The 24,178-nt window shown below is 51.9% G+C and carries 21 protein-coding genes, 1 pseudogene and 2 riboswitches; of the genes and pseudogenes, 16 read left to right on the top strand and 6 right to left on the bottom strand.

The genetic code is table 11. The features are described 5' to 3' along the window. Positions 1-140: 140 nt before the first annotated feature. From JC200_RS17570 to JC200_RS17520, 11 genes are all read left to right on the top strand, one after another. Positions 141-764: a hypothetical protein gene (locus JC200_RS17570; protein ID WP_274432999.1), complete on the top strand. Its 624-nt coding sequence runs from the start codon at positions 141-143 to the stop codon at positions 762-764. Positions 765-803: 39 nt separating this feature from the next. Beyond that, positions 804-1,538 (top strand): sulfite exporter TauE/SafE family protein, encoded by a 735-nt coding sequence (locus JC200_RS17565; RefSeq protein ID WP_274432998.1) that lies wholly within the window; start codon positions 804-806, stop codon positions 1,536-1,538. Then, positions 1,526-3,961 carry a heavy metal translocating P-type ATPase gene (locus tag JC200_RS17560; protein WP_274432997.1) on the top strand — a complete coding sequence of 812 codons (2,436 nt, stop codon included), beginning with the start codon at positions 1,526-1,528 and terminating at the stop codon, positions 3,959-3,961. Before JC200_RS17565 ends, JC200_RS17560 begins: the two co-directional genes overlap by 13 nt. Before the next feature lie 49 nt (positions 3,962-4,010). Further along, positions 4,011-4,799 carry a cytochrome c oxidase assembly protein gene (locus JC200_RS17555; RefSeq protein ID WP_274432996.1) on the top strand — a complete coding sequence of 263 codons (789 nt, stop codon included), beginning with the start codon at positions 4,011-4,013 and terminating at the stop codon, positions 4,797-4,799. A gap of 90 nt (positions 4,800-4,889) precedes the next feature. Then, the gene (locus JC200_RS17550; protein WP_274432995.1) at positions 4,890-5,435 is read left to right on the top strand and encodes a sulfocyanin-like copper-binding protein; all 546 of its coding nucleotides are present in this window, start codon (positions 4,890-4,892) and stop codon (positions 5,433-5,435) included. Between the two features lie 24 nt (positions 5,436-5,459). Further along, entirely contained in the window at positions 5,460-6,095 is a 636-nt protein-coding gene (locus JC200_RS17545; protein WP_274432994.1) for a cupredoxin domain-containing protein, read from the top strand. A gap of 44 nt (positions 6,096-6,139) precedes the next feature. Next, positions 6,140-6,952, top strand: a complete 813-nt coding sequence (locus tag JC200_RS17540; RefSeq protein ID WP_274432993.1) for a cytochrome c oxidase subunit II — start codon at positions 6,140-6,142, stop codon at positions 6,950-6,952. Between the two features lie 31 nt (positions 6,953-6,983). Continuing rightward, positions 6,984-8,852, top strand: a complete 1,869-nt coding sequence (locus JC200_RS17535; RefSeq protein ID WP_274432992.1) for a cytochrome c oxidase subunit I — start codon at positions 6,984-6,986, stop codon at positions 8,850-8,852. Continuing rightward, positions 8,852-9,493 carry a hypothetical protein gene (locus JC200_RS17530; protein ID WP_274432991.1) on the top strand — a complete coding sequence of 214 codons (642 nt, stop codon included), beginning with the start codon at positions 8,852-8,854 and terminating at the stop codon, positions 9,491-9,493. The genes JC200_RS17535 and JC200_RS17530 overlap by 1 nt, the downstream gene beginning before the upstream one ends. A gap of 53 nt (positions 9,494-9,546) precedes the next feature. Further along, complete coding sequence (locus tag JC200_RS17525; protein ID WP_274432990.1) at positions 9,547-9,738, top strand: hypothetical protein; 192 nt, start codon at positions 9,547-9,549, stop codon at positions 9,736-9,738. Between the two features lie 18 nt (positions 9,739-9,756). Next, a complete protein-coding gene (locus tag JC200_RS17520; RefSeq protein WP_274432989.1) occupies positions 9,757-10,290 on the top strand; it encodes a YhcN/YlaJ family sporulation lipoprotein in 534 nt (177 codons plus the stop codon). 13 nt (positions 10,291-10,303) lie between these two features. On the opposite strand, the gene JC200_RS17515 is transcribed toward JC200_RS17520, so the two are convergent. Continuing rightward, positions 10,304-10,687 carry a DUF2512 family protein gene (locus tag JC200_RS17515; RefSeq protein WP_274432988.1) on the bottom strand — a complete coding sequence of 128 codons (384 nt, stop codon included), beginning with the start codon at positions 10,685-10,687 and terminating at the stop codon, positions 10,304-10,306. Positions 10,688-10,983: 296 nt separating this feature from the next. Between JC200_RS17515 and JC200_RS17510 the strand changes: the two genes are divergently transcribed. Next, on the top strand, positions 10,984-11,700 hold the full coding sequence (locus JC200_RS17510) for an SDR family oxidoreductase (protein ID WP_274432987.1): 717 nt from the start codon (positions 10,984-10,986) through the stop codon (positions 11,698-11,700). 580 nt (positions 11,701-12,280) lie between these two features. On the opposite strand, the gene JC200_RS17505 is transcribed toward JC200_RS17510, so the two are convergent. Then, entirely contained in the window at positions 12,281-12,958 is a 678-nt protein-coding gene (locus JC200_RS17505) for a hypothetical protein (RefSeq protein WP_274432985.1), read from the bottom strand. 1,253 nt (positions 12,959-14,211) lie between these two features. Here JC200_RS17505 and JC200_RS17500 point away from each other — a divergent pair. Both JC200_RS17500 and JC200_RS17495 read left to right on the top strand, forming a co-directional pair. Next, positions 14,212-15,108 carry an ABC transporter permease gene (locus tag JC200_RS17500; protein ID WP_274432983.1) on the top strand — a complete coding sequence of 299 codons (897 nt, stop codon included), beginning with the start codon at positions 14,212-14,214 and terminating at the stop codon, positions 15,106-15,108. Then, a complete protein-coding gene (locus JC200_RS17495) occupies positions 15,105-16,022 on the top strand; it encodes an ABC transporter permease (RefSeq protein ID WP_274432981.1) in 918 nt (305 codons plus the stop codon). Before JC200_RS17500 ends, JC200_RS17495 begins: the two co-directional genes overlap by 4 nt. On the opposite strand, the pseudogene JC200_RS17490 reads toward JC200_RS17495, so the two are convergent. Then, a pseudogene (locus tag JC200_RS17490) lies at positions 15,981-16,145 on the bottom strand (hypothetical protein); the annotation flags it as partial. The gene JC200_RS17495 and the pseudogene JC200_RS17490 overlap by 42 nt on opposite strands. A gap of 364 nt (positions 16,146-16,509) precedes the next feature. Between JC200_RS17490 and abc-f the strand changes: the two are divergent. Beyond that, complete coding sequence (gene abc-f, locus JC200_RS17485) at positions 16,510-18,330, top strand: ribosomal protection-like ABC-F family protein (protein ID WP_274432980.1); 1,821 nt, start codon at positions 16,510-16,512, stop codon at positions 18,328-18,330. A gap of 263 nt (positions 18,331-18,593) precedes the next feature. After that, positions 18,594-19,577, top strand: a complete 984-nt coding sequence (locus JC200_RS17480) for a hypothetical protein (RefSeq protein WP_274432979.1) — start codon at positions 18,594-18,596, stop codon at positions 19,575-19,577. Between the two features lie 200 nt (positions 19,578-19,777). Here the strand turns inward: JC200_RS17480 and JC200_RS17475 are convergent, their stop codons facing one another. The 3 genes from JC200_RS17475 to JC200_RS17465 form a co-directional block, all read right to left on the bottom strand. Beyond that, positions 19,778-20,869, bottom strand: a complete 1,092-nt coding sequence (locus tag JC200_RS17475; protein WP_274432977.1) for a glycosyltransferase — start codon at positions 20,867-20,869, stop codon at positions 19,778-19,780. A 63-nt stretch (positions 20,870-20,932) separates the two neighbouring features. Then, complete coding sequence (locus JC200_RS17470; protein ID WP_274432976.1) at positions 20,933-21,580, bottom strand: hypothetical protein; 648 nt, start codon at positions 21,578-21,580, stop codon at positions 20,933-20,935. 168 nt (positions 21,581-21,748) lie between these two features. Then, a riboswitch (cyclic di-GMP riboswitch) is annotated at positions 21,749-21,832 on the bottom strand. A 95-nt stretch (positions 21,833-21,927) separates the two neighbouring features. Then, a riboswitch (cyclic di-GMP riboswitch) is annotated at positions 21,928-22,016 on the bottom strand. A gap of 103 nt (positions 22,017-22,119) precedes the next feature. Next, entirely contained in the window at positions 22,120-24,171 is a 2,052-nt protein-coding gene (locus tag JC200_RS17465; protein ID WP_274432975.1) for a hypothetical protein, read from the bottom strand. Positions 24,172-24,178 lie beyond the last annotated feature (7 nt).

Genomic DNA, 24,178 nt, shown 5'->3' with positions numbered 1-24,178 from the left:
AATAAATAATGTAGCGAACGTAAAGGTTTCTAAAGGAATTATCAATTTGTGTATAACCCAAACCGGCTTCGCGCAACCTATGCCATGCATGTTCTGGACCTAGATCCACAAACCTACTCATGCGACTGGCAGGGATGGAGATGGCAAGTATCACATGGAGAAAGGTCAAAGTCGCATCCACAGGCTCGCTCACAGACCTTAGATTGCTCCGCACGTCGCACCTCACCCAGTTGCCTCTTGTCATTCACAGGGTTCGACCAGCGGTTGTGATTGCCGTGTTTTCTGTGTTGCTATATGGGCTCTCTGTAACCCAGGCTGTATCCACATTCTGCGCCTCAGAAACAACGCACGAGGCTCTCGTTGCGCAATCTTGTCAGTACGTCCTTGTCACCTTCGCTGGAATGTTGATGGGCACAGTTATTGGACCCAGTGTTGAAGGGGCTGCACGTGGACTATGGCGCGTCTTGCACGATGCCCCGGACAACGGCTACTTTCACCGCAGCCAAGTACGCCTGTCCATCACGGTCTTAACACTGAGTTCGCTTGCCAATCTGCTGCTTCTCGTGCATCGACTAAATCAGTTCGTGGACGCACACCCAGTACTGAAGGCAGAGATTCTTGTCTTGGTTTACGTCATGGGAGTCCTCATGGGCGCAGCTTGGTATGTGTTACTGCGCCGGCAGTCCGGTTGGGGTATCGTGGCTTCGTCTGCGATGAGCCTGATGGTTGTCAGCAACACTCTGTCCAGTCACAGTTGGTCGTAAAACGAAAAGCGCTCACATCCGTAAACGAGGTGAAAGGTAATGACATGGACCTTGTTAACTTGGGCGGCGGGCGTCGGTCTGCTACAAGGTTTTCTCCACTGCGCTGGCATGTGTGGCCCGTTTGTGATGGCTTACAGTTTGTCTGCCGGCTACGACAAAACCAAACCCGCTGGCCCAGTCCTCACGCACGTAATAACTGGGCACGGACTCTATAACCTTGGTCGAATTGCCACCTTCACAGTACTCGGCGCCCTGTTCGGTGTCTTAGGCTCGTTTGTCGACTCCGCGGCCCACCTTCGTGGGTTGCAGGCGGCCGCTGGATTGTTCGGAGGTGGTCTAATGATCTGGTGGGCGGTAGACGAGTTTCGCACCCGTCACGCTGGGGCGTTTTTAGAACGTTTGTCGATTCTGCGGCTCCCCCTCACGAAACAGTGGTTCAGCACCTTGAGTCGCCGACAGCAGCCCGTCGCGTCAGTGATATCTGGCTCGCTCCTTGGTTTGCACCCATGCGGGCTCCTCTTTGCCATGCTGTTCGCCGCTGCTGCGTCGGGCTCGGCACTGCGGGGTGGCCTCGTTCTCTTTGCGTTTGGAGTCGGGACCCTCCCCTCTTTGTTAGCAGTTGCCGCCATGGGCTGGTACGGGCGCAAGCGCTTGCATGGAGTCGCCTTTACGTACCTCGCCGCATCACTCGTCGGCGCTTCCGGTGTTTTGTTCATTCTGCGCGGCCTCGTTTCAAACGGCTGGTTTCCGAAGGTGAACATGTGGCTGTTCTGACCTGTCAACTCTGTGACGGCCCCGTGCAAAAACCAGTTTTAGCGGACGGCAAGACCTTCTGCTGTCACGGTTGTCGTGATGTATGGCGTCTGCTTGGCGAAGAGCACTTGGCGCAACTGAAAAATCAACCGGTCGTGGATTGGACGGCGGCCCGCACGACCCTTTCAGACCGCGACGCCAAACCCACTCCTTCAGGCAATCTCGACGACATCACAATCCACGTCAGTGGACTGTGGTGTGCCTCCTGTGGCCTGTTGGTGCAGCACGTCGTCAATCGACTGCCGGGCGTTGCCGAAGCTTCAATCAACTACGCATCAGAATCGCTCCAAGCCCAGTTCGACCCAACAGTGACAACACCGTCCGTCATTTCCCAAGCCATTACCAGCCTTGGCTATGGCATCGACGGTGACACACCAGGGCATAGCGACCAATCAACTGCAGACAGCGGCTTACTTTGGCGATTGGCTGTATCCTCTGTACTCTCACTCTTCCTGATGATGGGCAGTGTCCCCATCTGGTCTGGCTATCTGCCACAGTTCCCACCCGACCTCCGTCTGTTTTTGTCCATCTCGCTGTGGGTTTTGACGACACCCGTTGTCTTTTGGGCAGGTTGGCCCTTTCTGCGCGGCGCATGGACATCCTTGCGCCATTTGATTCCGACCACGGACCTGTTGGTCACGCTTGCGAGCGTGACAGCGTATACCTACAGCTTGGTCAGCATGTTGAAAGACGGACCCTACTTATACTTCGATACGTGCGGGTTTCTGGTCACCTTCCTGCTACTCGGTCGCATCCTCGAAATCGGTACGCGGCAGAGAGCGCTCGCAGTCACCCGCCACCTCTCCGGACTCTGGGTGCGAGAGGCGACAGTCCTCTGCGATGGACAGGAGCGACGCGTTCTTGTCAACTCACTGTCGCCGGGTGACAAGGTCATTGTACGCCCAGGTGAGCGAGTTCCGGTCGACGGCGTCGTCTCCGACGGCACATCAGACATCGACGAGTCGTTTTTAACCGGTGAATCAGTGCCTGTCGTCAAACACGCAGGCAGTCACGTGTATGCAGGGACCACCAACTTCTCGGGGCGGCTCGTGATCGCGACTGAACGCGGTGCTGATGATTCCGTTTTGGCGCAGACCTTGCAGTTTGTTCGCGACGCACAGGTACAGGGGCCTATCTACCGCCGTTTGACCGAGCGAGCTCTGGCCGCATTCATCCCCGGCGTACTGATTGTTAGCGTCTGTACGTTTTGCTTGTGGGAGTGGGTCGTGCCAGTCGGTACTACCAGTGCCTTGCTGCGCGCCATGGCTGCTCTCGTCATCGCGTGCCCTTGCGCACTCAGCGTCGCCGCTCCGGTGACAAGTCAGTTTGCCGTGCAAACTCTCGGTCGTGAAGGTGTATTGCTCCGCAGCGACGAGGCGATAGAACGCTGTGCTGAGGTAGACGCTGTCGTTTTTGACAAAACCGGAACTCTGACAGAAGGGCAAGTTCGGCTGACGGGTTTTTACCCCACCGACTCCGTATTGTTGCAACTAGCAGCATCTGTTGAGGCAGCGTCGGAACACCCGGTTGGCCGCGCTATCGTCGCCGCAGCAAACGCTCAGGGGATGAAGTTACAGCCCATATCCAACTTCGCCGCTCATCCTGGTGAAGGCGTGACTGCCTCGGTAAACGGTCGCAGAGTCTCTGTGCGCAAACATGCCGGGGAGCAGCTGTCCGCAGAGCTTGAACAAACCGCGGCCGAACTCTCCGCTCAGGGACACACTCTGTCCGTGCTGTGGGTCGAGGACCGTCCACGCGCCGTACTGGCATTTTCCGATACAGTGCGCCACAACGTATTCGAGACAGTGGCGATTTTACAGTCGGCTGGTGTCAGAGTTCACATGGCAACAGGAGACCAAGCCGAAGCTGCTAGACAAGTCGCAGTCGCCACAGGCATCCCAACTTGGTGTGCAGGCCTGACTCCGATGGCGAAGTCCGCCTACATCCGGTCCCTGCAAGAAGAGGGGCTGCGGGTGGCCTATGTTGGTGATGGTGTGAACGATGCTGCGGCATTGCTTCAGGCTAACGTCGGTATAGCAATGGGTTCGGGAACAGACATCGCGGCACAAGCAGGACACTTAGTATTAATGAACTCACGCCTCGACGTAATCCCCCAAGTTCTTGCCACCTGCAAAAAGACTGTAACCGTGATCCGGCAGAACTTGGCCTGGGCCACTCTGTACAACCTCGCCTCTTTGACGGCTGCAGTCGCCGGATTTGCTCAACCGGCGCTTGCAGCACTTGCCATGGTCCTATCCAGCGCGTTCGTCCTGGGCAACGCCATGCGCTTGTCGGGGACCCGCCCGGCGGTGTACGCAAGACGGTTCAGCTACGTCGTCGGAAGCACAGGGGTGCTCTTCATCCTGGCCCGTTACGGAGTGTAATTCGGCGGTTTCGTTCTTCCACTCAATCGCGAGCAAAGGAGACTATCCGATGGGAAACTTCCTGCAAGGGTACAGTTGGCCGATTTTGTGGAGACCAGACGTCCTCATCGCGTTAGCGCTCGCAGGCGTAGTTTACTGCGGGCTCGTCGGGCCATTACGGCACCGCTTCCCACACGCATCACGCGCAACTGTATGGCAGGTGAGCGCCGCTGGCACTCTGCTCATCCTGCTGTACCTCGCAATGGGCACGCCGTTAAACCTCATTGCCGAGAGATTCTCCTTCACTGCCTACGTCATAAAAATGCTGGTCATCACACAAATTGCCGCCCCTCTCTTGCTCTTAGCCTTGCCACCTTGGCTACTGGAGACAGTCGTCACAGTTCCTTTCTTGCGTCGAGTCTTCAAATTTGCATGCAACCCAATCACGGGGATAGTCTCCTACAGCGCTCTCTCCACCCTGTTTTTGTTGCCGAGTATTTTGCGTACAGCTTTATCTAATGACCTAATCCACATACTCGTGCAGTACACACTTATGCTCTCCGCTGTCTTCCTGTGGTGGCCACTTTTAAGCCGAGTCCCCTCATTGCCTCGACTGACGCCGGGGGCGCAACTGATTTACTTGTTGTTCGCGATGAATTTCATGATGCCGATCACAGTATTTCTGTTCTTCTCGCCAGACCCTTGGTACAGCTTTTATGTACGCGACTCTGTCGCTACCTCTGCCACTGCAGACCAACAGGTCGGGGCACTCGTGATGGTAGGTGGAATGTGGGTCGTCTATGGCCTGCGTGCGTTGCGACCATTCTTGTCGCACACAGAAGCAACCTGGTACGAGTAAGCAAACAAATCCACGATGCGGCAATGCATGAATTTTTTCCATTCGTACAAGCTACCGTCAACACCGGGTTCAACCGCAGGAGGGACAACTGTGCAAACAGTGACGCGCATCATTTCGGTCGGGTGCACAATGGTCGTGTCTGCCCTGACACTGGCAGGATGTGGGGCAGATACCAACAGCACACCGTCCAGCTTACTTGTGACAAACCCTACTGCCCGCACCGCCGACATCTACTTGGTTGCAGGCTACAACCGGAACAACCTGTGGGACAACTTCAATGGGTATGCGAACGGCAACTTGAGCGTGAGTGTGCCCTTGGGCTACAAAGTTGCCCTCCACATCACCAACGACGGGGGTGTGCCCTACGACGTCGGTGTGTACACGACAGACCAGAGACTCGCGTTTCCTGGTGCAGGCACTTCGCTGCAAGGCTATGTGCAAAACCCCAGCGCTGGTATCATGCCAGGCTCATCTGCAACGTACTCATTCGTCGCGAACCAAGTCGGCGACTATCGCCTCGCGGACCTTTTGTACCAGTTTCCAGCGCACCAAGAGGCCCGCTTGCCGATTGGCATGTGGGGCGAGTTCCACGTGACGGCTGCTGGGAGTCCGCATGTAACGACAACGACTGAATGACCCGCGATTGGGAGGTGTAGAGGGATGTCAGATTCACCCGTGTCGAACCCAGAACCACGCCGCAACCCGGACTGGAGCAAGCCACTGTTCGCTACTGTCTCCATCATCGCACTGGTTGTGGCAATTATCGCCTTGTTTTGGACGCGTCCGATTGGAGATGCGTGGACGCGCATGTTTGGAGCCGGGCGCGTGGGTGCGGCAACGACATACGTCTTGCAGTACGATTATGGGTTCCATCCTCGAAACGTCACTTGGCGTGTGGGGGACAAAGTCACGATCTCGCTACACAACGAGAGTCCGACACACTGGCACGAGATGATGATTGGTCGAGGGTTTGACGACACACCTTACGGTGTGGGTGCGGTACATACGCAGTTCCACGAGGACTTCTGGAACGGGGTTCACGTGACAGTGAGTAATGCGCACAATGTCGACAACTTCGTGCCAGGCCACGCCGTGCTGAACTACGTCGGCCCCAAACCGTTTGTCACAGAGGGCGGCAACTTCAGTCCCACTCTGGCCCCAGGCGGCAGCGTGGACCTGACGTTTACTGTGCCGAACAAACCCGGCACCTGGTACTACGGCTGCTTCGTGCAACAATTCATTCACTACATCGCGGGTATGCGAGGAACGATAACCATCTTGCCCGCCAAAACTTAACCACGGAGTTCTACTACGAACTGACAGTGAGGCAGGGATAGCAAATGCTTGATTTAGTTCTGTTCACCATTTCTTGGGTCGTAGGGTCGGTGCTACTGGAGTGGCTGTTCCACGCACTCAATCAATATGGGACCTACTTCTACACAGCGTCTTCACAAGCTGTCGACGGCGAACACGCAGTGGCGTTCATCCTGAACATACTCGCCCCAGTCATTGCCTTTGTCGTGGTCATGTTGATTTACAACTTCATCCGCTTTCGCGCTCGCGCCGGCGATACGAACCCGCGCAGTCGCCACCAGTTTCGCACGAACAAACTGTTTATCGGTGTTTGGGTACTCGTCAGTATCGGGTTGAACCTCTTGTTTTTCGTGCACCCTTCTGCTTCTGCACTCGAACAAATGTTTAACTCCGAGCAAGCCCGCCTGAATCGACAAGACATCGAGGTTGATGTCGTGGCCAGGCAATGGCAATGGTTTTTCAGCTACCCACAATACGGCATCTCGTCTGCACAGGACGCCAACGGCAACGCCACACTCTATCTTCCTGTGAACCGCAACGTCAAGTTCGTTCTCCGGTCGTACGACCCGTGGCACACCTATGACCCTTATATCGGCGTGATTCATGGGTTCTGGATCCCGGCGTTTGGACTCAAACAGGACATCATCCCTGGCGAGACGCGATACATGTACGTGCACACGAACAAAGTCACGTCGTACGACGTTAACCCGATGGTGAGAGTGCAGTGTACGGAGGTCTGTGGTCCGGGGCATCCGTACATGGAAGCTCCTGTGCATGTTGTGTCGGCCGGTGATTTTCAGAGCTGGGTGAAAAAGCAGCTCAAACTGCAGTCGGATTGAGCGGAGATACGATTCGTGAAGGGAGATTCTCATGAGTTCCACTTTTGCAGGTACCAGTGAAAGCTTTCTGCGCAAAGGACGACGCATGTTGCCCCCCGTTGTGCGGGGATTGTTCTGGGCAGCCATCGGTTTCTTCGTCGTGAACACGCTCGTCAGCCAGGTCCTCGACAGGACTCCTTTCGCTCCATATGTCACGAAAGTTTCCGTGACGTTCGGCTGGGCAGCCGCGACATGCGGCTGGCTACTTGGTCTTGGTGCCTGGGAATTGGTTGTCAGACCCTACTTCGGAAAACCTGTCGAGTGGGAAGTTCCAAACGACTGGCGGCGCTATTTCATGATGAGTCTCGACCACAAAGTGGTCGGACTTCAGTACATGGTCAGTTCAGTCGGCGGTTTCTTCATCGCCGGTCTAGCTGCCATGTTGATGCGACTGGAACTGATGAATGCCAACCTGTGGACGTTCCCGACGCCAAACGCCTACCTGTCAACCGTGGGGATTCACGGGACGATTATGATGTTCTCGTTTGGCACCGTGATGTTGGTGAGCGGATTTGGCAACTACCTCATCCCCTTGATGATTGGGTCCAACTCCTCCGCCTTCCCAAGGGTGTCCGCGATTAGCCAGTGGTTGCTGCCGGCAGGCATTATCACGGTGGCACTCAGTCCAATACTTGGTACTTGGACCACCGGTTGGCGCGGCTATGCGCCTTTGGCAGAGCAGGATCCGAACGGGATTGTGTTTTACTACCTCGGCGTGTTCGCCATGACGTTGTCATCTCTGTTGGTCTCCATCAACCTCACGGCGACCATTTTATTTAAGCGCGCCAAGGGCCTCACGTGGAACCGGATTCCTATGTACGCTTGGGGCATCCTCGCTGCCAGTCTGTTGAACATTATTTGGATCCCGGAGATTGAAATGACGTTCATCCTCGCGCTTGTCAGCAACGTCGCGTCACTCCCGCTGTTTGCTCAAATCGGCACGCCACTGACCTATATGGAGGTCTTCTGGTTGTTCGGCCACCCGGAAGTCTACATTGTCGTCGTTCCGGCCTTCGCGCTGTGGCAGGAGTTTTTACCTGTCCTAGGACAGAAGACACTCTTCGGCAGATCTTGGGGTGTTCTAGGCTTGGTATTCGTGATGATGTTCAGCGGCCTGGTCTGGGCACACCACATGTTCACAAACATGCGCGACGATCAAATGTTGCCGTTTTCCTTCTTTACGGAGATGATCTCCATCCCGACCGGGTTTGCGTTCCTGACGTCGATCGGCACAGTGTGGAAGTCGAAACTTCGCCTCACCACACCGACGTTACTTGTGTTCATGAGCATGTTTAACTTCCTGATAGGCGGAGTAACAGGCGTCATGCTGGCAGACCCTGTCATCAACCTCCAAGCGCACGACACATTCTTCGTTGTCGGTCATTTCCACTATACGATCATTGGCGCGATGGTCTTCACCTTCATGGCCGCAGCATACTACTGGTTGCCCAAGTTCTCCGGCCGGATGTACAGCGAATTTTGGGGAAAGGTAGGAGCAATCTGGGTGTTTGTCGCCTTCAACTGCGCATTTGGTCAGTTTTTGCTGATTGGGCTTCGCGGCATGAACCGTTGGGTGCCTGTCTATCCCCCTTACCTGCGCAACATGAACTTCGAAATTTCTCTGTTCGCCTTCTTGCTCGGTCTTGGCTTCCTGTTCAACCTCATCCACATTGTTTGGATGTGGCGATACGGCAAACCCGCCGAAGCGAATCCATGGAATGCGAAAACGCTTGAATGGCAGTCAGCGGCAATGCCTGGCGAAACCAATTTCAACCCACCACCCGAGGTACTGACTGGTTTCTACGACTACTCTGACGAGCAGCCTGTATGGAAACCCGATTCCCCAGTGGAGGTGTCCTAATGGCCAAAAACTTCGGAGTTACAACTGAGAACATGTCAACATCAACACAAACTGCTGCGTCCACTACCGAACCGTGGACTGTCACCCGTCACCCTGCGGTGCTCCAACTGTCAAGTAGAGATCGCCGACTTGGTAACTTTGGCTTGACATTGTTCGTGATCTCGCAGGCCATTCCTTATTTCGTACTCGTGAATGTCAGGTGGATGATGGCGGGAGGATATATCCCAGCGAACCTGAACCACCAACTCGGTGGACTCTGGCCGACCATTTTACTGGCTGTCGGTACTGTGTTGGTTTCACTCGGCGTCGAGGCGAATCGAAACGGCAAAACCGGCAGACTGCAGTCGTCCTTTACGGCGAGTGCCGTCCTCGGCGTTGCAGCCATTGTCCTGATGCTAATCCCACTGTGGGTTCACGGATGGACGACTTTTGGCCACTATGAATCGATTTACGTAATCTGTCAGGGAGTTGCTGTGTTCTACACAATCGTCGCTGTCATTGTCGTACTTGGTGTCGTCTTTCGGGCCGGTACAGGTATTATCAGTCCACAGACGTCCTTCGGTCCCCAGTCCGCAGCCGTGGTCTATACGTTTAACGCCATCGCCTGGTTCGGACTCTACGTGACATTGTATCTCGTGTAACTAAAGTCTTGCAGCCGTGCCCGCGGCTAGTACACACACAGGAGGGATAAGCCGTGAATGGATTGTGGCCGCAAGGTTTTTGGCCTAACGCCCCCTTTTACATCCCCTACAGCGCAGGGATGCCAAACGGATGGGATATGGTCTGGTGGTTGTTTCAACTCGGGATTATGTCTTTCTTGCTGTGGCTGCTCTATGCAGTAGCGACTGGCGTTGATCGTGACTTTCTACGTGGCAAGGATGATTGAAACGAGGAGTGACATGGTGTGAAGCTAAGACAAGGCGGAACTTCGAAAACAGGAGAATGGACGTCTAGGTTCATCCGTCGCACAGCACCTCTAACAGCGCTTGCCGTAACGGCGCTTCTAGGTGCCAGCGGGTTTCGAGCCGTGCCCGATATTGACCGAGCGAATCACAAAGGCCCCCCCACATACAACAATGCCGGACTAAACAGCTCAGACGTCACACCGACGGACTTCGTGCCTGTGCCAAACCTCGCAGTGAGGCTCACACAAGGTGTTCCTGGAGTGCACTATGCGGTCGTGCTGAAGCGGCGTCATACGATATTTGTCGGCGTTGACACCGGAGAGGCAACTCACCCTGCTGGGGAGTCCATCGTAAAGCGAGCGGACGACTGGCTAATCCGCCAATCGCCCGCCAGCACACACGTGTACGTCAGCGCCGATCCGACACTCGTCAATCACTTTCACCGTTACGCAGCTGACCGCGCAGCTCATCTCGAAGTCAGCAGTGACATCATCGTTGGCGACATCCGTCGCGAGTTCCCTGGTGTGAAATGACAGCTTCAAGACGTCAGGCCATGGTTCCGCTTGGGATGCGAGCACTTTTAGGCAGGACCATTCTGTGCATCACCTCTTCAAAAAGAGCGAGCAAGATGGCAATGAGTTCCGCCACGTAAAAGGGAACAATCGTGGCGTCAGACAAACCAAGCGACAACAGACTGATGACAAGGAGATAACCCATCTTGTCGACGTAAAGTGCTGGGAAACTACCCAAGTTCGGCAAGACTAACCAGTCAAGCACAAGGCCGACAGTAGCAACTGCGGCCCCAGTGATGACGATTTCCCAGTCGTACGTATACAGCGTAAAGATCGTGTTTGCAATGCTGATCACGACCACTGTCAAGACAAATTTGAGGACCCAGTCCGCCCATCCTAACCGAATTCGTACGCCCATATGCTTCCCTCCTCTCGAGTCAGTGTTCAGTGTCACCGCAAATGCGGGAACGCATGCAAAACACCACAAGGCGCTCAGTTGTCATTGGAACTGAGCGCCAAAATTGAACACCCACAGTGTGCCAACTTGCTTAACATCCGGATCCACCCTACGACTTTATCATGTCCCGAGCGTTCGGAGTCTCTGCCTCCCTCACACCCCAGTGGTATGTGCACTTACTTCCCTGTCAAAAGATATAGTCAGTTGGCATGATGTACAATGGTAGTGGACAAATAAATGGCGGAGGAGAAATAATCATGACTTTGCAAGACAAGCGTGTTGTGGTCATTGGTGGTACCTCAGGCATTGGGTTGGCTGTCTCGAAAGCATTTGTGGAAGCCGGGTCCCATGTCCTTGTGGCGAGCCGGTCGGCTGACAAGGTGGAAGCGGCAAAGTCGAAAATCGGAAGTGATGCGGAAGGGTATGTTGTTGACTTCCGAGACGAGGCAGCGTTGGCAGTATTCTTTCAATCAGTCGGCCCGTTTCATCACCTAGTTGTGACAGCCGGCGACGGTGTGATGGGCCCGTTTCCTTCACTTCCTGACAGTGCGGTGAGAACTGCATTTGACAGCAAGTTCTGGGGACAATATGTAACTGTGAGAGCTGCACTGCCTTTTATCGACGCGTCCGGTTCGATCACATTGACTTCGGGTGTGTACGGAGCGCGTCCACCGAAAGGCGCATCCACACTCGCCGCGATTAACTCTGCTGTCGAAGGTTTGGCGCGCGGGCTGGCATGCGACCTAGCGCCAATACGTGTGAACGTAGTATCACCGGGTCTCGTAGACACACCAATTTATAGTGGAATGGACGACGAATCGAGACAAGGAATGTTCAGAGCTGTTGCAGCTCAACTGCTCGTACAACACATCGCAAAACCAGAGGAAATTGCACAAGCATATGTCTATCTGGCGTCGAACACCTTCACAACGGGTACGACGCTGTCCATTGAGGGCGGAGCTCTCCTCTCGTAAGGGATTCTTCATCATTCGACAAACACCCCATTTACCGGCATCCCTCCGTGCCACACACGGCGGGATGTCTAAGCAGTTTCAATACATTTCTCGGCATATTGATCGATTTCTTGGTTCCGTGGAGCGGGCGGCTCACATCCACTTCGCCTTGGTGTTTCCCAATTCCAGAACCGGCTAAGCCCCCGACAGAAGTCATTCTCTAATGCCGGGTGTGATGATGTATGAGGCTCAGTGAGACATCCATTCAGTAGTCAAAACAATCGCCACAAATGCCAAAAAGACCATAACAGACCCGCTGTAAAATTTCGAACTAAATGCTGACCTATTATCAGAATGCTTCAAGTTCCATAGGCTACTTGCCAACAACCCAACGCCGAAGAGAAAGACAACTAGAAATAGCACCATGATGAATGTACCTGTAATCCCGATGGACATTCCAACCACTGCCTTTCCCGCGACGGTATATGATTTCTTTCATGCGTGTCTTATAACTACCGCAAAAAAAGTCTGCCTATCCGCTGAGTTACATCGACTTGTGTTTCCTCGGTGTGTCGCTCTCCCAGTAGTGTCACAAGACTGCTCAATTTAATGAGTACGAACCCATCGTAGTAGCACTATAGATTCCCAAATTCACGTCGTTGTATAGTAAACTCACCTTTGCGGGTGGAACCGGGGTGCCCACCGTACAAATAAAGATAACCTTAGAGTTCCTTGAGATCGTCAGTGAACCTTCAACAGGGTAGTTTCCTGGGTAGTTCGCAGATGTTTTGTAGATCACGTTGTTGTATTGATAATACGCGACTCCACCACCGATGTTTGCACTCGGATTGTTCAAAATTAAGCCACTCATATCCATACGGATCGGCTGCGTCACTATTGTGAACTGTGTGGTGAGGACAACAGGCTCCAGTATTCCGTTGATTGTTGGAGCAGGATTGAACGCTACACCGTTCACTGTTACGTTCTTTGGAGCGACCAACTTGATGTCAGAAAAATTCTCTGACCCTGCTGCAATGGGCTGAGGTGTCGTGTTACTAGCAGCGGGTTTTTCAACTGCAACTGAGTTCCCGCCAACGCTTGTGTTGTTCACTGCGCTGGTTACATCTGTTGTTGCTGAATTGGTTACCTTGTATGCTGTATCATTTGAAGCTGACGTCGTTCTACCCCTATTTCCACCCACGGCTTGCCCGCAGCCTGCTAATATGCCAGCAAGGATAAATGCTATACCCACACTGGTCCATTTTTTACATAGCTTCACGGTGCGATCCCCCTTCGTACGACATCACTATGCAATAGACGAAACAACCATCTGTTCGGTTTCATTACAGCTCGTCATCTTACACATAGTTGCCTAATAGCTCCGTAACGAAAGAGTACCGTCATCGAATTTCTAAGCAGCCGAGACCCACCTGCTTCACCTGATATGCCCCTGATACGACCAATGGATTTCAATCAAACAGCCTCTAAAATCAGGCTTACCGCTTCTGGCTCTCTCCCGAGTTCCCTTGCCCAAACCTCCACTTAGATGAAGTTATGGGCCATAACCGTGACGTGATGCACTTGGACTCTTATCCGGTTCATTTGAACGTCATGTAGCACAGCATACATTACAATTGAGATAAAGGAGGGGCATGACATGCCCACTTCCCGTGGTTTCACGGTATCGAACCGAGTACTGTTAGCTACCTTCGATAAGAAATGGAAACGGCAACGAGTATCGGATGGCCACGTAGTCTACGTGGCGACTGCGAATCATGCAACGTTAACAGCCATTGTTCGAGGTACTAGAAATCAAAAACTCATTTTCAAAAAGGGACAAAGAATCATTGTTGTCGGGGGTACATTCCATTCCCCGCCTCATACTAGAGTATTTTTGTGACCACTCCCCTGCCTAAAGGCAGCCTTTAGGCAGGGGCTTCTCAGAACACGCATGACGCAACCGCCTACGTTACGATCTGAAGGCTCAGTCCAAGCCAAGCGGAAACGCTGGGCTAATGCATGTTTCAAGATGTTTTGTGCAGCGTTTACGTCCCGGTCCACTATGAAACTAAACTAAACGTTAACGACACAGTGGCGGCGCAGCTCCACCGGATCTATATACAACCGCTGTTACTCATCCAGGCTACCTGCATGTTTGCCCCACAAATCCGTGCTCTAGATGAAATGCGATATTCCAGCCCTCCAGCAAGCTTTACCAGTTTGCATTCCTGCCATATACTTATATGGGTTGTCTATACAGGTTGTCACGAGATCCATGTCCGGATGTGCTGCCCGCAAAATCACGACATGCGGGAAGTGGGATGGGGGGGCGTGAACGATAACATAATAATACCCTCATCATCGCATGCCTATCATCTTAGAACCATATTTCAATTAGTATATTTAGATATAAACCTACAATACATAGAGGTTTTTCGGCATCGTTGACTACCGAAATGGCCAACTTATGCGTACACGGGAACTTACAAGTGAGGAAAAGTTGTAGTACCGGGCATCGAGGAGGAACTTGGAGTGCCAAAAAGTATTTTTGCTACTGACCTGGATGACAAAATCGGAGACTCTCCGCAAATAGACGGACGGACTATTCCTCTATTTATAAAAAATTATATATTTTGGATTGGAATCGCTATCTTCCTTGGACTACTGTTCTTCTGCTTTGCTGGACCATTTCTAGACAGGGCCAGTCCATCAGCCATTCACATCGCGGCTGTCGGGCACCCCCCATCTATAAAATGGCCATTGGGAACTGACAATCTTGGTCGCAATGAACTGATACGGCTAATGTACGGCGGGCGTCTGATGCTGCTGATCGGCTTAATTTCCGCCGCAACCGCCACTGGCTTGGGCCTCTGGGTTGGCGTAGTATCTGGATTTTACGGTGGTTGGGTAGACCGCCTTCTTTCGTGGACTATGGACGTTATCAGCAGCGTGCCCCAACTTGTTCCGTTGCTCCTATTTGAAGTTATAGTTGGGCCATCACCGATGACGATGATCGTGATAGTGGCCGTGACGTCCTGGCCGTTCATTGGTCGTCCAATCCGCGCGGAGGTGATATCGCTCCGTACGCGAGAATTCGTCGTCGCTGCGGAATCGCTAGGGGCAAGCCGTCGTCGTATCATTGTGCGTCACCTCCTGCCCCATCTTCTGCCCACCTTATTGACAGCGGTCAGCACATGTGTTGGCACTGCAGTTCTGGTGATTGCCACGGCAAGTTTTTTAGGGTTCAGCCTACCGCCTCCCTACCCTGACTGGGGTTCCATGATTGCGAACGGATTACAATTGCTATACGACGGATATTGGTGGTTGTGGGCCTTTCCATGCGTGTGTCTAGTATTACTGCAACTGGGGCTCAACTTTGTGGCTGATGCCGTCCGTGATAGCTTCGATTCCCAGGAGGCAGGAATATGAGCCGTTTGATCCCTCGCCGCACTGTACAAGCGCTGTTCGCCCTGCTTGCCTTTAGTCTTGTCATATTTTTCGTTCTGCATCTGGATCATGGGGATCCAGCGAGGGCTCTGTTGGGTCAATTATGGACACCCAGTAAGGGAGCTGCTCTGGATCGAAAGCTCGGGTTAAATAGACCCGTGTACGTCCAGTATTTCCTGTGGATACAAGCCCTTTTTCAGGCGGGTGGACTAGGTGCTGTCATAAAACTAGAACTGCCCCGCACGTTAGAATTGCTCGTCACTGGTGTCTTTGTGGCCTTTGTCGTATCAATCGTCATTGCGCAGTGGCAGATTCGTAAGCAGGGAAGCATGATCGATAGGGGACTTTCGGCACTAACGGGAATGCTCAGTGCTGTGCCAGGTTTCGTCATTGGAACCTTGCTAGTCCTTTTGTTGGCAATCAACGTTCCCTGGTTTCCGGCAACCGCCTTTGCCCCTCCGGAGAGTGGCTTCTTTCAAAGGGTGTACTATAACATCCTGCCGACGGCAGCGTTGTCTCTAAGCGTGATTGGACCGTGGACCAGACAGCTCCGCACATCGTTGGGTAGCGTAGCGCAAAGCGATTATATTCGAACAGCGCGATCAAAGGGCATGTCAGAGGCCCGCGTAGTTTCCCGCCATATGAGACGCAATGGGTTACTACCCCTTATCAGCTTAGTAGGTCTGTCAATGCCAACGATGATAAATACCTTGATCGCCATTGAAATTATATACGGAGTGCAGGGCGTGGGTGAAGCGTTCATCGGGTCGTTAAACGCACTCCTGTTTGCTAATGCCAGTACGGTTGCCTTGGTTCTTGCGTTTATGACTGTGTTTGGAAGTCTGGTCGCCGATTTAGTTTCCATATTGGTGGATCCCCGAATCCAAGACCGTTAGCCCGCACAAGTGAATAATTTGACCAGTTACCCATTGAGCATCCTCTGTTGCCAAGCAGGTGATTAATTTGATTGCATCCTCGGGAGTACCGATTCGCCTCATTGGAAACTTGGGAAGAAGGAATAGGCTGCTTTAGCGGGAAGATTGCACTTTTATGACCGTTCGTCTAAGATATCCAATATGAAACCTTGAACACATGGAGGTATCCAATTAGACGACATGTCCAATTCCAACGGTTTGTCCAAGTAACTTCATCGGACAAAGGTCTCTGCCAGCGGCAGAACGTACGGAATGACTGTGTCTAATTGTGCTTCTCTATAGATTTGCCGGTGATTTGTGGTGTGCTCAATGACGTGCGAAAGCTTCTGTCTACTGCATACTGCTCTTGCCGTGCATGAATCCACTTAGTGATCGCACATATTCATCGTACATTCCGCCGCAGGTGCATAACCTGTGGCTTTTTAATGTTATGAATGGATGTGATCTGATGCCGTACGCTTTGAAGGTGGATGGTGTTTCCAAAGAAATTCATGGACAGAGGCTGTTTGACAACGTCTCTCTGGAAGTCTCAGTCGGCGAGTGCGTTGCATTGATTGGGCGAAATGGCGTCGGGAAAACAAGTTTTATCGAGGGTATTGTGGGGCATACAAAATTTGATAAAGGTGTTATTCGACGAGGTATTCCTCTCGAATCATGGGGATGGATTGAACAGGAAATTCGTGTAGGGAGAGATACGTCACTGTATGATTTCGTACACGGTGCCCGAAAAGACGTTCATCAATTAAAAAGCGACATGGATCGACTCCAGCAGAAATTAGAGGTCACGACAGAGAACCAGCATGTCGTTGATACGTATTTGAAACTGATAGATTCGTACAGCGCGATGAGTGGATACGAGTACGAAGTTGACGTAGAAACGTCGTTGAAGCGTCTTGGTTTCGACACTTTCCACTTCTCGACACCTTATGAGCACTTAAGTGGTGGACAGAAGACGCGCGCCCAAATTGCGAAGTTGTCACTTATGGAGCCCGAGTTTCTGGTTCTCGATGAACCAACAAACCACCTCGATGTTCCGATGCTGGATTGGTTGGCGACTTGGCTTAAATCGTACAAAGGGAGTGTCGTATTTGTCTCCCACGACCGATATTTCATTGACGCTGTCGCTGATACGACATATGAGCTGACATCAAACGGTGCAAAACGGTATAAGGGCGGATACTCTGCGTTTCGTGAGTCAAAGAATCTTGAGATCAAGACACAACAAGCGTTGTATGACAAGCACCAACGCGAACGCAAGGCTCTGTTAGAAGCTATCCAGCGATATAAGGAATGGTACGAAAGAGGTCACAATGCGGCAAGTGAACGCGATCCTTACGCAAAAAAAAGAGCCCAGCAGAATGCTAATCGTTATATGGCAAAAAAACGCGCACTTGAACGTTTAGAAGAACGACAGGCAGAGCGACCTACTGACGGATTTCACGTAAATCTGTCACTTGAAAGTAGCGCCTTCGATGCCAAATTTCTCTTGCGGGCGGACTGCGGTCAATTCTCATATCCCGACCGTGAAATGTTTCACGACTTCCGCTTGGACGTCTGTAAGGGTGACAAAATTGGCATTATTGGTCCAAATGGCGCAGGAAAGTCGACACTCCTAGGCATCCTTACCGGGACGCTCAAACCGCAGTCTGGAGATGTTGCGTACCACCCTCAGCTTAAAATCGGTTACTTTGCGCAAGAACTGGATAACCTTACTGACTCGCGCACAGTCCTTGATACCGTCCTCTCTCTGCCAGGAATGACTGAAACTTATGCGCGAACTGTGCTCGCCGGTTTTCTATTTCAAAAGGATGATGTGTTTAAGTTGATATCTTCACTCAGCATGGGGGAGCGCTGCAGGGTCGCGTTTGTTAACCTCTATTTTTCGGACGCCAACTTGCTTGTGCTGGACGAACCGACAAACTATCTTGATATCGATACGCGTGAACGTATACAGGATGCGCTTGTATCTTATCCAGGTGCATTAATCGTCGTTTCACACGATAGGTATCTACTTCAAAACCTTGTTACTCGTGTGGTCTGGTTTGAGGGGACAGCAGTTCATGTCTTCGACGGAACAATGGACGAGTTCGTATCGAAATCCAGATACATCCAACCCGACATTCATGTACTCAATGACATCGAGCGCCTGGAACTTTTGTTGACGAACTTGTTGTCCACGGAACTCCATGACCGAGAAGAGAACAATCGCTTACTGGCTGAGATTCGTAAAGTCCAAACTGAACTCAAGCAACTAAGGTCGAGCAGGTAATGTGCGGAAGGTCGAGTTCGCTTGAAAAATTCCTGGCCCATGAAAACACCTTCGTGCCGCTTGCCTTTTCACAGTGTTAAAGAGTGCAAAACTTGAGACGGAATTTCCGCTGCCAATGCCCCCCTTGCACACTTACGCTCGACGTGGTCTTAGCGTGAGTCTGTAACGCACCTTGCGGACGCGTCGTCTAACTCCTGACGGTTGAATCGATGATGGCTAATCGAACGGCCGTACTTACATTGCGAAAGGATGCGTGGCCAAGTATGAAGAGGAGCGTAGCAGCTGTTATGAGCATTATTTCCACAGCAGGTGTCTTGAGTGCAGGAGGAGCTGTGTTCTCCACCGCTCATGCCGCTACCATTCAATATGCATCGACGACGGTTTCAGCGTCCGGTGCATATTTAGCATATCCCAAACACATTGTTGCGGATGACCCCTGGTCAAAGCACGTTACCAGTTGGATACCGTTGTTTTATTTACAGGAAGCCTTGTTGCAGTACGGTGTAAATGCAACTTGGAACGGTACCACGTTGAACGTGAGTCGCGTACCTTCAGCTTGGCACTTACCCAGTCACGCGCCCTTTTCAGGCAACCCAGCGCTAGGTGACATGCAGTTTTCAATTGCGGGCAATCAATATGGCTACATCCGCGCGCCAAAACTAGTCGCCATAGACCCTGCAAGTCATAAAGACACCACGTACGTTCCGGTATACTACGCAAACCTATTTTTGCACAAATACCTGTCCATGGCCTCCACCTGGAACGTTTCCAATTGGATGCTAGGCCCGCAAGCGACTGGACCTATTACGCAAACCACGTATTCAAGTTACCCTTTAGCCAGTCGCGTCATCTCATCAATGGAGCAAGCTAACAGTGGGGATGCCTTTTTGGGGGAGAAACCAACACTTACTCTCGGCTACGGCATTACAGCACGAGTTGACGGCGCGATGGGGCGCGGCGGCTACCAATGGAACGAGGGAAACTGGAATGTGGAGGTGCTCTTCAACACTCAAAACAAAGGCGTGAAACAACTGGCAGAAAACGTCGTCACGTATCTGCATGGTCACATGCTGCCTGCCCCTTATGGCCAAGGAACGATCATCATTAAGAGCACAAGTGCGACCCCGACACAGATCAGCCCGAAAACGATTGTGGCGTGGCAAGAAGGAAACACAGTTTATCAATACGAAACAGTGCAATCGCCGACACAAGGATTGCAGGTGGTGGTAGATAGCAATTACTCATGATTCACTTGCTGGCGTATGACGTGTGCTCTTCCAACTGATGAAGTGAATCGTTACGCCTAGGTTTCCTGACAATTTCCGCTAACTCTGCTTTTTGAAAGAGGGACACATCAACAGTGGCGTTGGTGTGTCCCTTTTCAACAGATGCCAGGGCGGAGACATTCTCCTAAACAGGAGCTATCGCTTAGTGACCTTGAACCTCTCTACTGCGGTGCAGACACCTCGATTCCCTTCAGAATGGGCTTCCATGTCCATGTGTTGCTTATCATGAAGTTCCAAAGAGTTGCTATAGCAATGCCGATCAGGTCCGATAGCAGATAGTGCACGCGAGCCTCGTAATACAGAAAGCTCAAAACGCCCATGTTGATCCCGATTCCGACGAAGGATGTGGTGAGATACTTGATGGCTCGTATGGACCAGACATTTTGTTTCACATCAGACCAAGTAACTAGTTCATTGAGCATGAAATTGGACCACAGGGCAATTAGGGAAGATACGAATCCAGCCAGAACAACAGTTACTCCGAGTTTAACAAGTACTCCATAGAACAACATGTTGATAACAACACCCAATAGTCCAACTGCTGCGAACAGGAACAAACATCGGTCTTCCCGACTTTCAGACACCAACCGCCCGAGGTGCTTAATGTAATTCCATTGTTCCTTCAGCGTTAGTTTTGAATTACCAGCGCGTCTTGGTTGAAACCGATAGGGCACCTCGGCTACTCTGCAATAATGTCCCCGTGCCAGAAGTTCGATCAGGATCTTCCAACCTATCGGTCGAAGTTCAACGTCGCTGATGACCTCGCGGCGGAAGGCAAAAAATCCACCTGTCGGATCACTGATTTTACGCAGTCGCTTCAAAGCGACCTTTCCCATGTACCGTGCTACGGCAGACACCAATTTGCGGTGTAACTTGAGTCCGCCGTCATCGCCTCCCGGGACAAATCGACTCGGTATCACAATGTCTGCCCCGGCGTCCAGCTTGTCAATCATGGAACATAACATCTTGGGTGGATGTTGCAAGTCAGCGTCCATGACTGCAATATACTCGCCTCTAGCCTCCTCTAATCCTCGCACAACTGCCGTTCCGAGCCCTGTCTCAGTTTCCCTGTGGATGTAGCGAACCGCCGGGTTACGTCTTGCAATACGTTCAAGAATCTCCGGGGTGTCATCCTTGCTATCATCCACGAAGAGAATTTCGTAGGGTATATTCAACAACGCATTTTCAATCGCAGAAGTGATGACTTCAACGTTATCTCGTTCGTTGTACGTCGGGACTACAACTGTGATCACGGTAGTTCATCCTTTCGTTAGAACCAAAGCAGAGGGAGCAGCGATGAAATCAAACGCTTCTCGTCATTGACTTTCGCGACGGCGAGACATAAATATCATGACGGAGCCGAGTAGCGCAATGCCAAAACCTGCTCCAAAGTCCAAAGCAATCGGAACACCAGTGACAGGACTCGTTGCCCCAGGTACGTTACCCGCCGTGGTCTTAACTACAACAAAATCAGGGTCGTTTTGAAATGAGATTGTGACCTTTCCCGCAGATACTCTCGCGTTCATTTTTGTAAGTCCTGAAGCCGTAACTTTGAACACTTCGGCAGTTGAAGGGATTGCAGTATTTGTGATGGTAAGCGTGATCGGTTTCTTCGGCAATGCACCGGCGAAATTTACACCAAATGCCGTAAGCAGAGTGTCGCCACTAGGTACATCAGCCGCAATTGCGGATTGGTTTCCGCTGGTGAGCGAAATTTGCTCTGGTGACGTGAACGCCCCGCCAGGAACCTCCACGGTCGCAGTACCCATAGGGGAGTTCCCAGTAATGGTCCCACCGGTAGGACCAAGTGTCTTCGCAGACAACACGGACGTAAAACCGGCAGCACTACCAGGACCTACGCTGCTTCCGCCTGGGGCGTACCCGCTCCCTGCAGCCAATGCAGTCCCAGTACTCATCGCGATTACAGTTGCAGCCACAGCTGTTCCTAACAAGAAATTACGCATTTTATACCCCCCGTGGTATCAAAAAATCAACGCCCGTTTCTCAACCACGCCCACAACCAGTGTCGTCGCTATCCCAAATTTGACTCTCCGTTGCAAAATCTGTACCAAAAAAAGAGTAGGCAATGGGCAAGCCATGCCTACTCTTCTCACAACAGAAATACTGTGAGCAACGGCAACTGGCTGGCTTGGCGATTCGCTTTAGCCCCTATAGCTTTGCGCCCCTACCTTTCGATAGGTTTGCCTTTTTCGTTTTTAATCTTCCATTACAGTACTACCACACTGCGCCTCGAAACCACTTAGCTCCGCACGAAAAAACCCTGTGCCGATGGGCCGGGTCCATGTCCCTAATCAGCAACCTGGCAATCATGGGTGGTTGCCCACCTGTAGACCCACGGCTTTGCGTCCCCCAATTTCTCGAGGTTTGCCCTATTCAGTTGACACTGCTAGATTATATCATCTCGTGCAATAGTGCAAGCAAATTTGCCAAACTTCGACTATATGTGCAAAAATGCCACGAAGATTGCGTGGCATTCAGCAGCTCACCCCTTCGAGAAACGTATGCTAATAATTTGCGAATACCCAGATGGATACTCTCCGCGCGGTTGAACAAACGCCTGAAAATATACCGGAGACGACTGCAACTGCATTTCCACAACCGTGAACTTGGCGAGGCCCTGAACGTTGGTGAGAGCAGAGACCGGAGATTTCCCTTCGACTTGTCCATTGATGCTCGCTTCACCTGCAAACAGTCCGCTCTGGTCGTATACAATTTGCCCCAAATAGACATGCACGCCAGACTTTTTGACTTTGCGCCCCAATTGGTCATACAACTGGACAGTTAAGGTGATTTTGCGATGAACAGGAACAGCGTGATCAACCGCCTCTGGCAGAATCATGGCACGCCACTTATTGGCCCGATACACACGACTCGTGCTCAGTGTGGCCGGTCCTGTTGTAAACGCATCAAGTAAGAAGCCGCCTGTGATACTTGGCATACTTGGGACGTTCGGCGCATCAAGAACATAGGTCGCGACCTGACCGGCAGCAAGGGTTTTCGGCCCTGTATCGACCTGCCAGAAGCTTGTCAACTGAGGTGAAACGGTTAGCGTGAAATGGGGCGTCTGCGGCCTATTCGTCCGATTCTCAACCACCACGCGCAATTTGTCGATGGTCTGCAACTCGCCGGTTGTGTGCACTCCAACAATCTTCATCCGCAGCGGACCTGGTGTAATGAGCGCCAATATCGTCAAAAATCCAAATGGAACAAACGCCAGTACTCTTGCCCATCCGGTCCACGCCTTGAAGTTGGTTCGGCTCTCTCGTGGTACAACACTTATGCTCAGCGCTGACACAACCATAATCGGAAATAGGTCGATGAGGTAAGTTGCAAACGAGCGCGTTGGAAAGAAGAGAACCAAGGATGGCAAGATAAACACAAGACGTTTATATCCACGGTAGTTAAGATATAGGGATACCAAAAACGCGAACAACAGCGCCATCGCACTGTCCGAGTAATACGAGAGATGACCTCCACCCGTGTGTTCCATTAGCGACAGGTTGATGAGTCCTTGGCCCGATGGAATCGTGTCCGCTACCAGCGGCGACATGATTCCGGAAAACCAGTCGTGGAAGTTTGCAACCATGAACGGGAGGTTTGTGCTAAAGAACGCCGCCGCTGTCACCGCCACATACTTTATGACTGTGCGAGAGGACCTTGTTTCCTTCCAGATCGCTACAGCTACGAAGGGTGCCAAGAACCATGCCGTCTGCTTGATACTCATAGCAATTCCTAGGCCTATTGGACCCAGCCAACGCATCCATCCTGCTTTCTTGTCGGCGAACTTATCCCATCGCCACGCGGCGAGCAACAAAAATGGCAGGAATAGAGCGTCTGTGACACCGCCAACTACGTATGACATGTACATAAACGACATGCCAAGGACCAGACCCAGTGCCTTATGTGGCCGGGGCAACATCAGATACATCAGGAGTGAAGTAACCAGCCAAAAAAATACGTCAACATAGACAGCCGCTTGCGCATGAATGCCCATGGCCAACAAAGGAACGTAAAACAAGAAAGACATCGCCGGGTACGACAGTTGAGCCACAGTTCCTCCTGTCAACGTAAACGTGTGAAAAATTATTGGCACCTGAAACTCGCTGAACGCTGGAGCAAGGCTAACTGTGTATGGGTTAATGTGGTGCAACAACAATTGAGCCGAGTACTGGTCAAACGCCAGTTCATCTGTACCATACGAAGGGTTCCCGTAGATTTGCGAGTACACCCAAGCACTTACAGCCCCCACAAACAGGATGACTACGAGCACTTCAATTTGCCGATGGGTTCGCTGTTTCGTTGCTGTCAACGACAGTACCGACAGGGCGAGTCCCCCGGCTATCACGACGACACTCATGATATTGGTGTACGGAACTCTTGTTGACGCATCCCAAATTTGAAGTCCAAGAAACAGTTCACTCAACCCGGCAAACGCCATCCAGACACTTTCTATGGATAGTCGAACTGGCAACGACACCATATCAGCGGAAATCCCTAAATCGTCCTTGCGTTCACGAAGACTCACGATGGGCACACTCACT

It is taken from the genome of Alicyclobacillus sp. ALC3, assembly GCF_028751195.1.
Taxonomy (GTDB): Bacteria; Bacillota; Bacilli; order Alicyclobacillales; family Alicyclobacillaceae; genus Alicyclobacillus_L.
The sequence above is the reverse complement of the archived record's forward strand: the minus strand, read 5'-3'. Positions and strand labels throughout refer to the sequence as shown.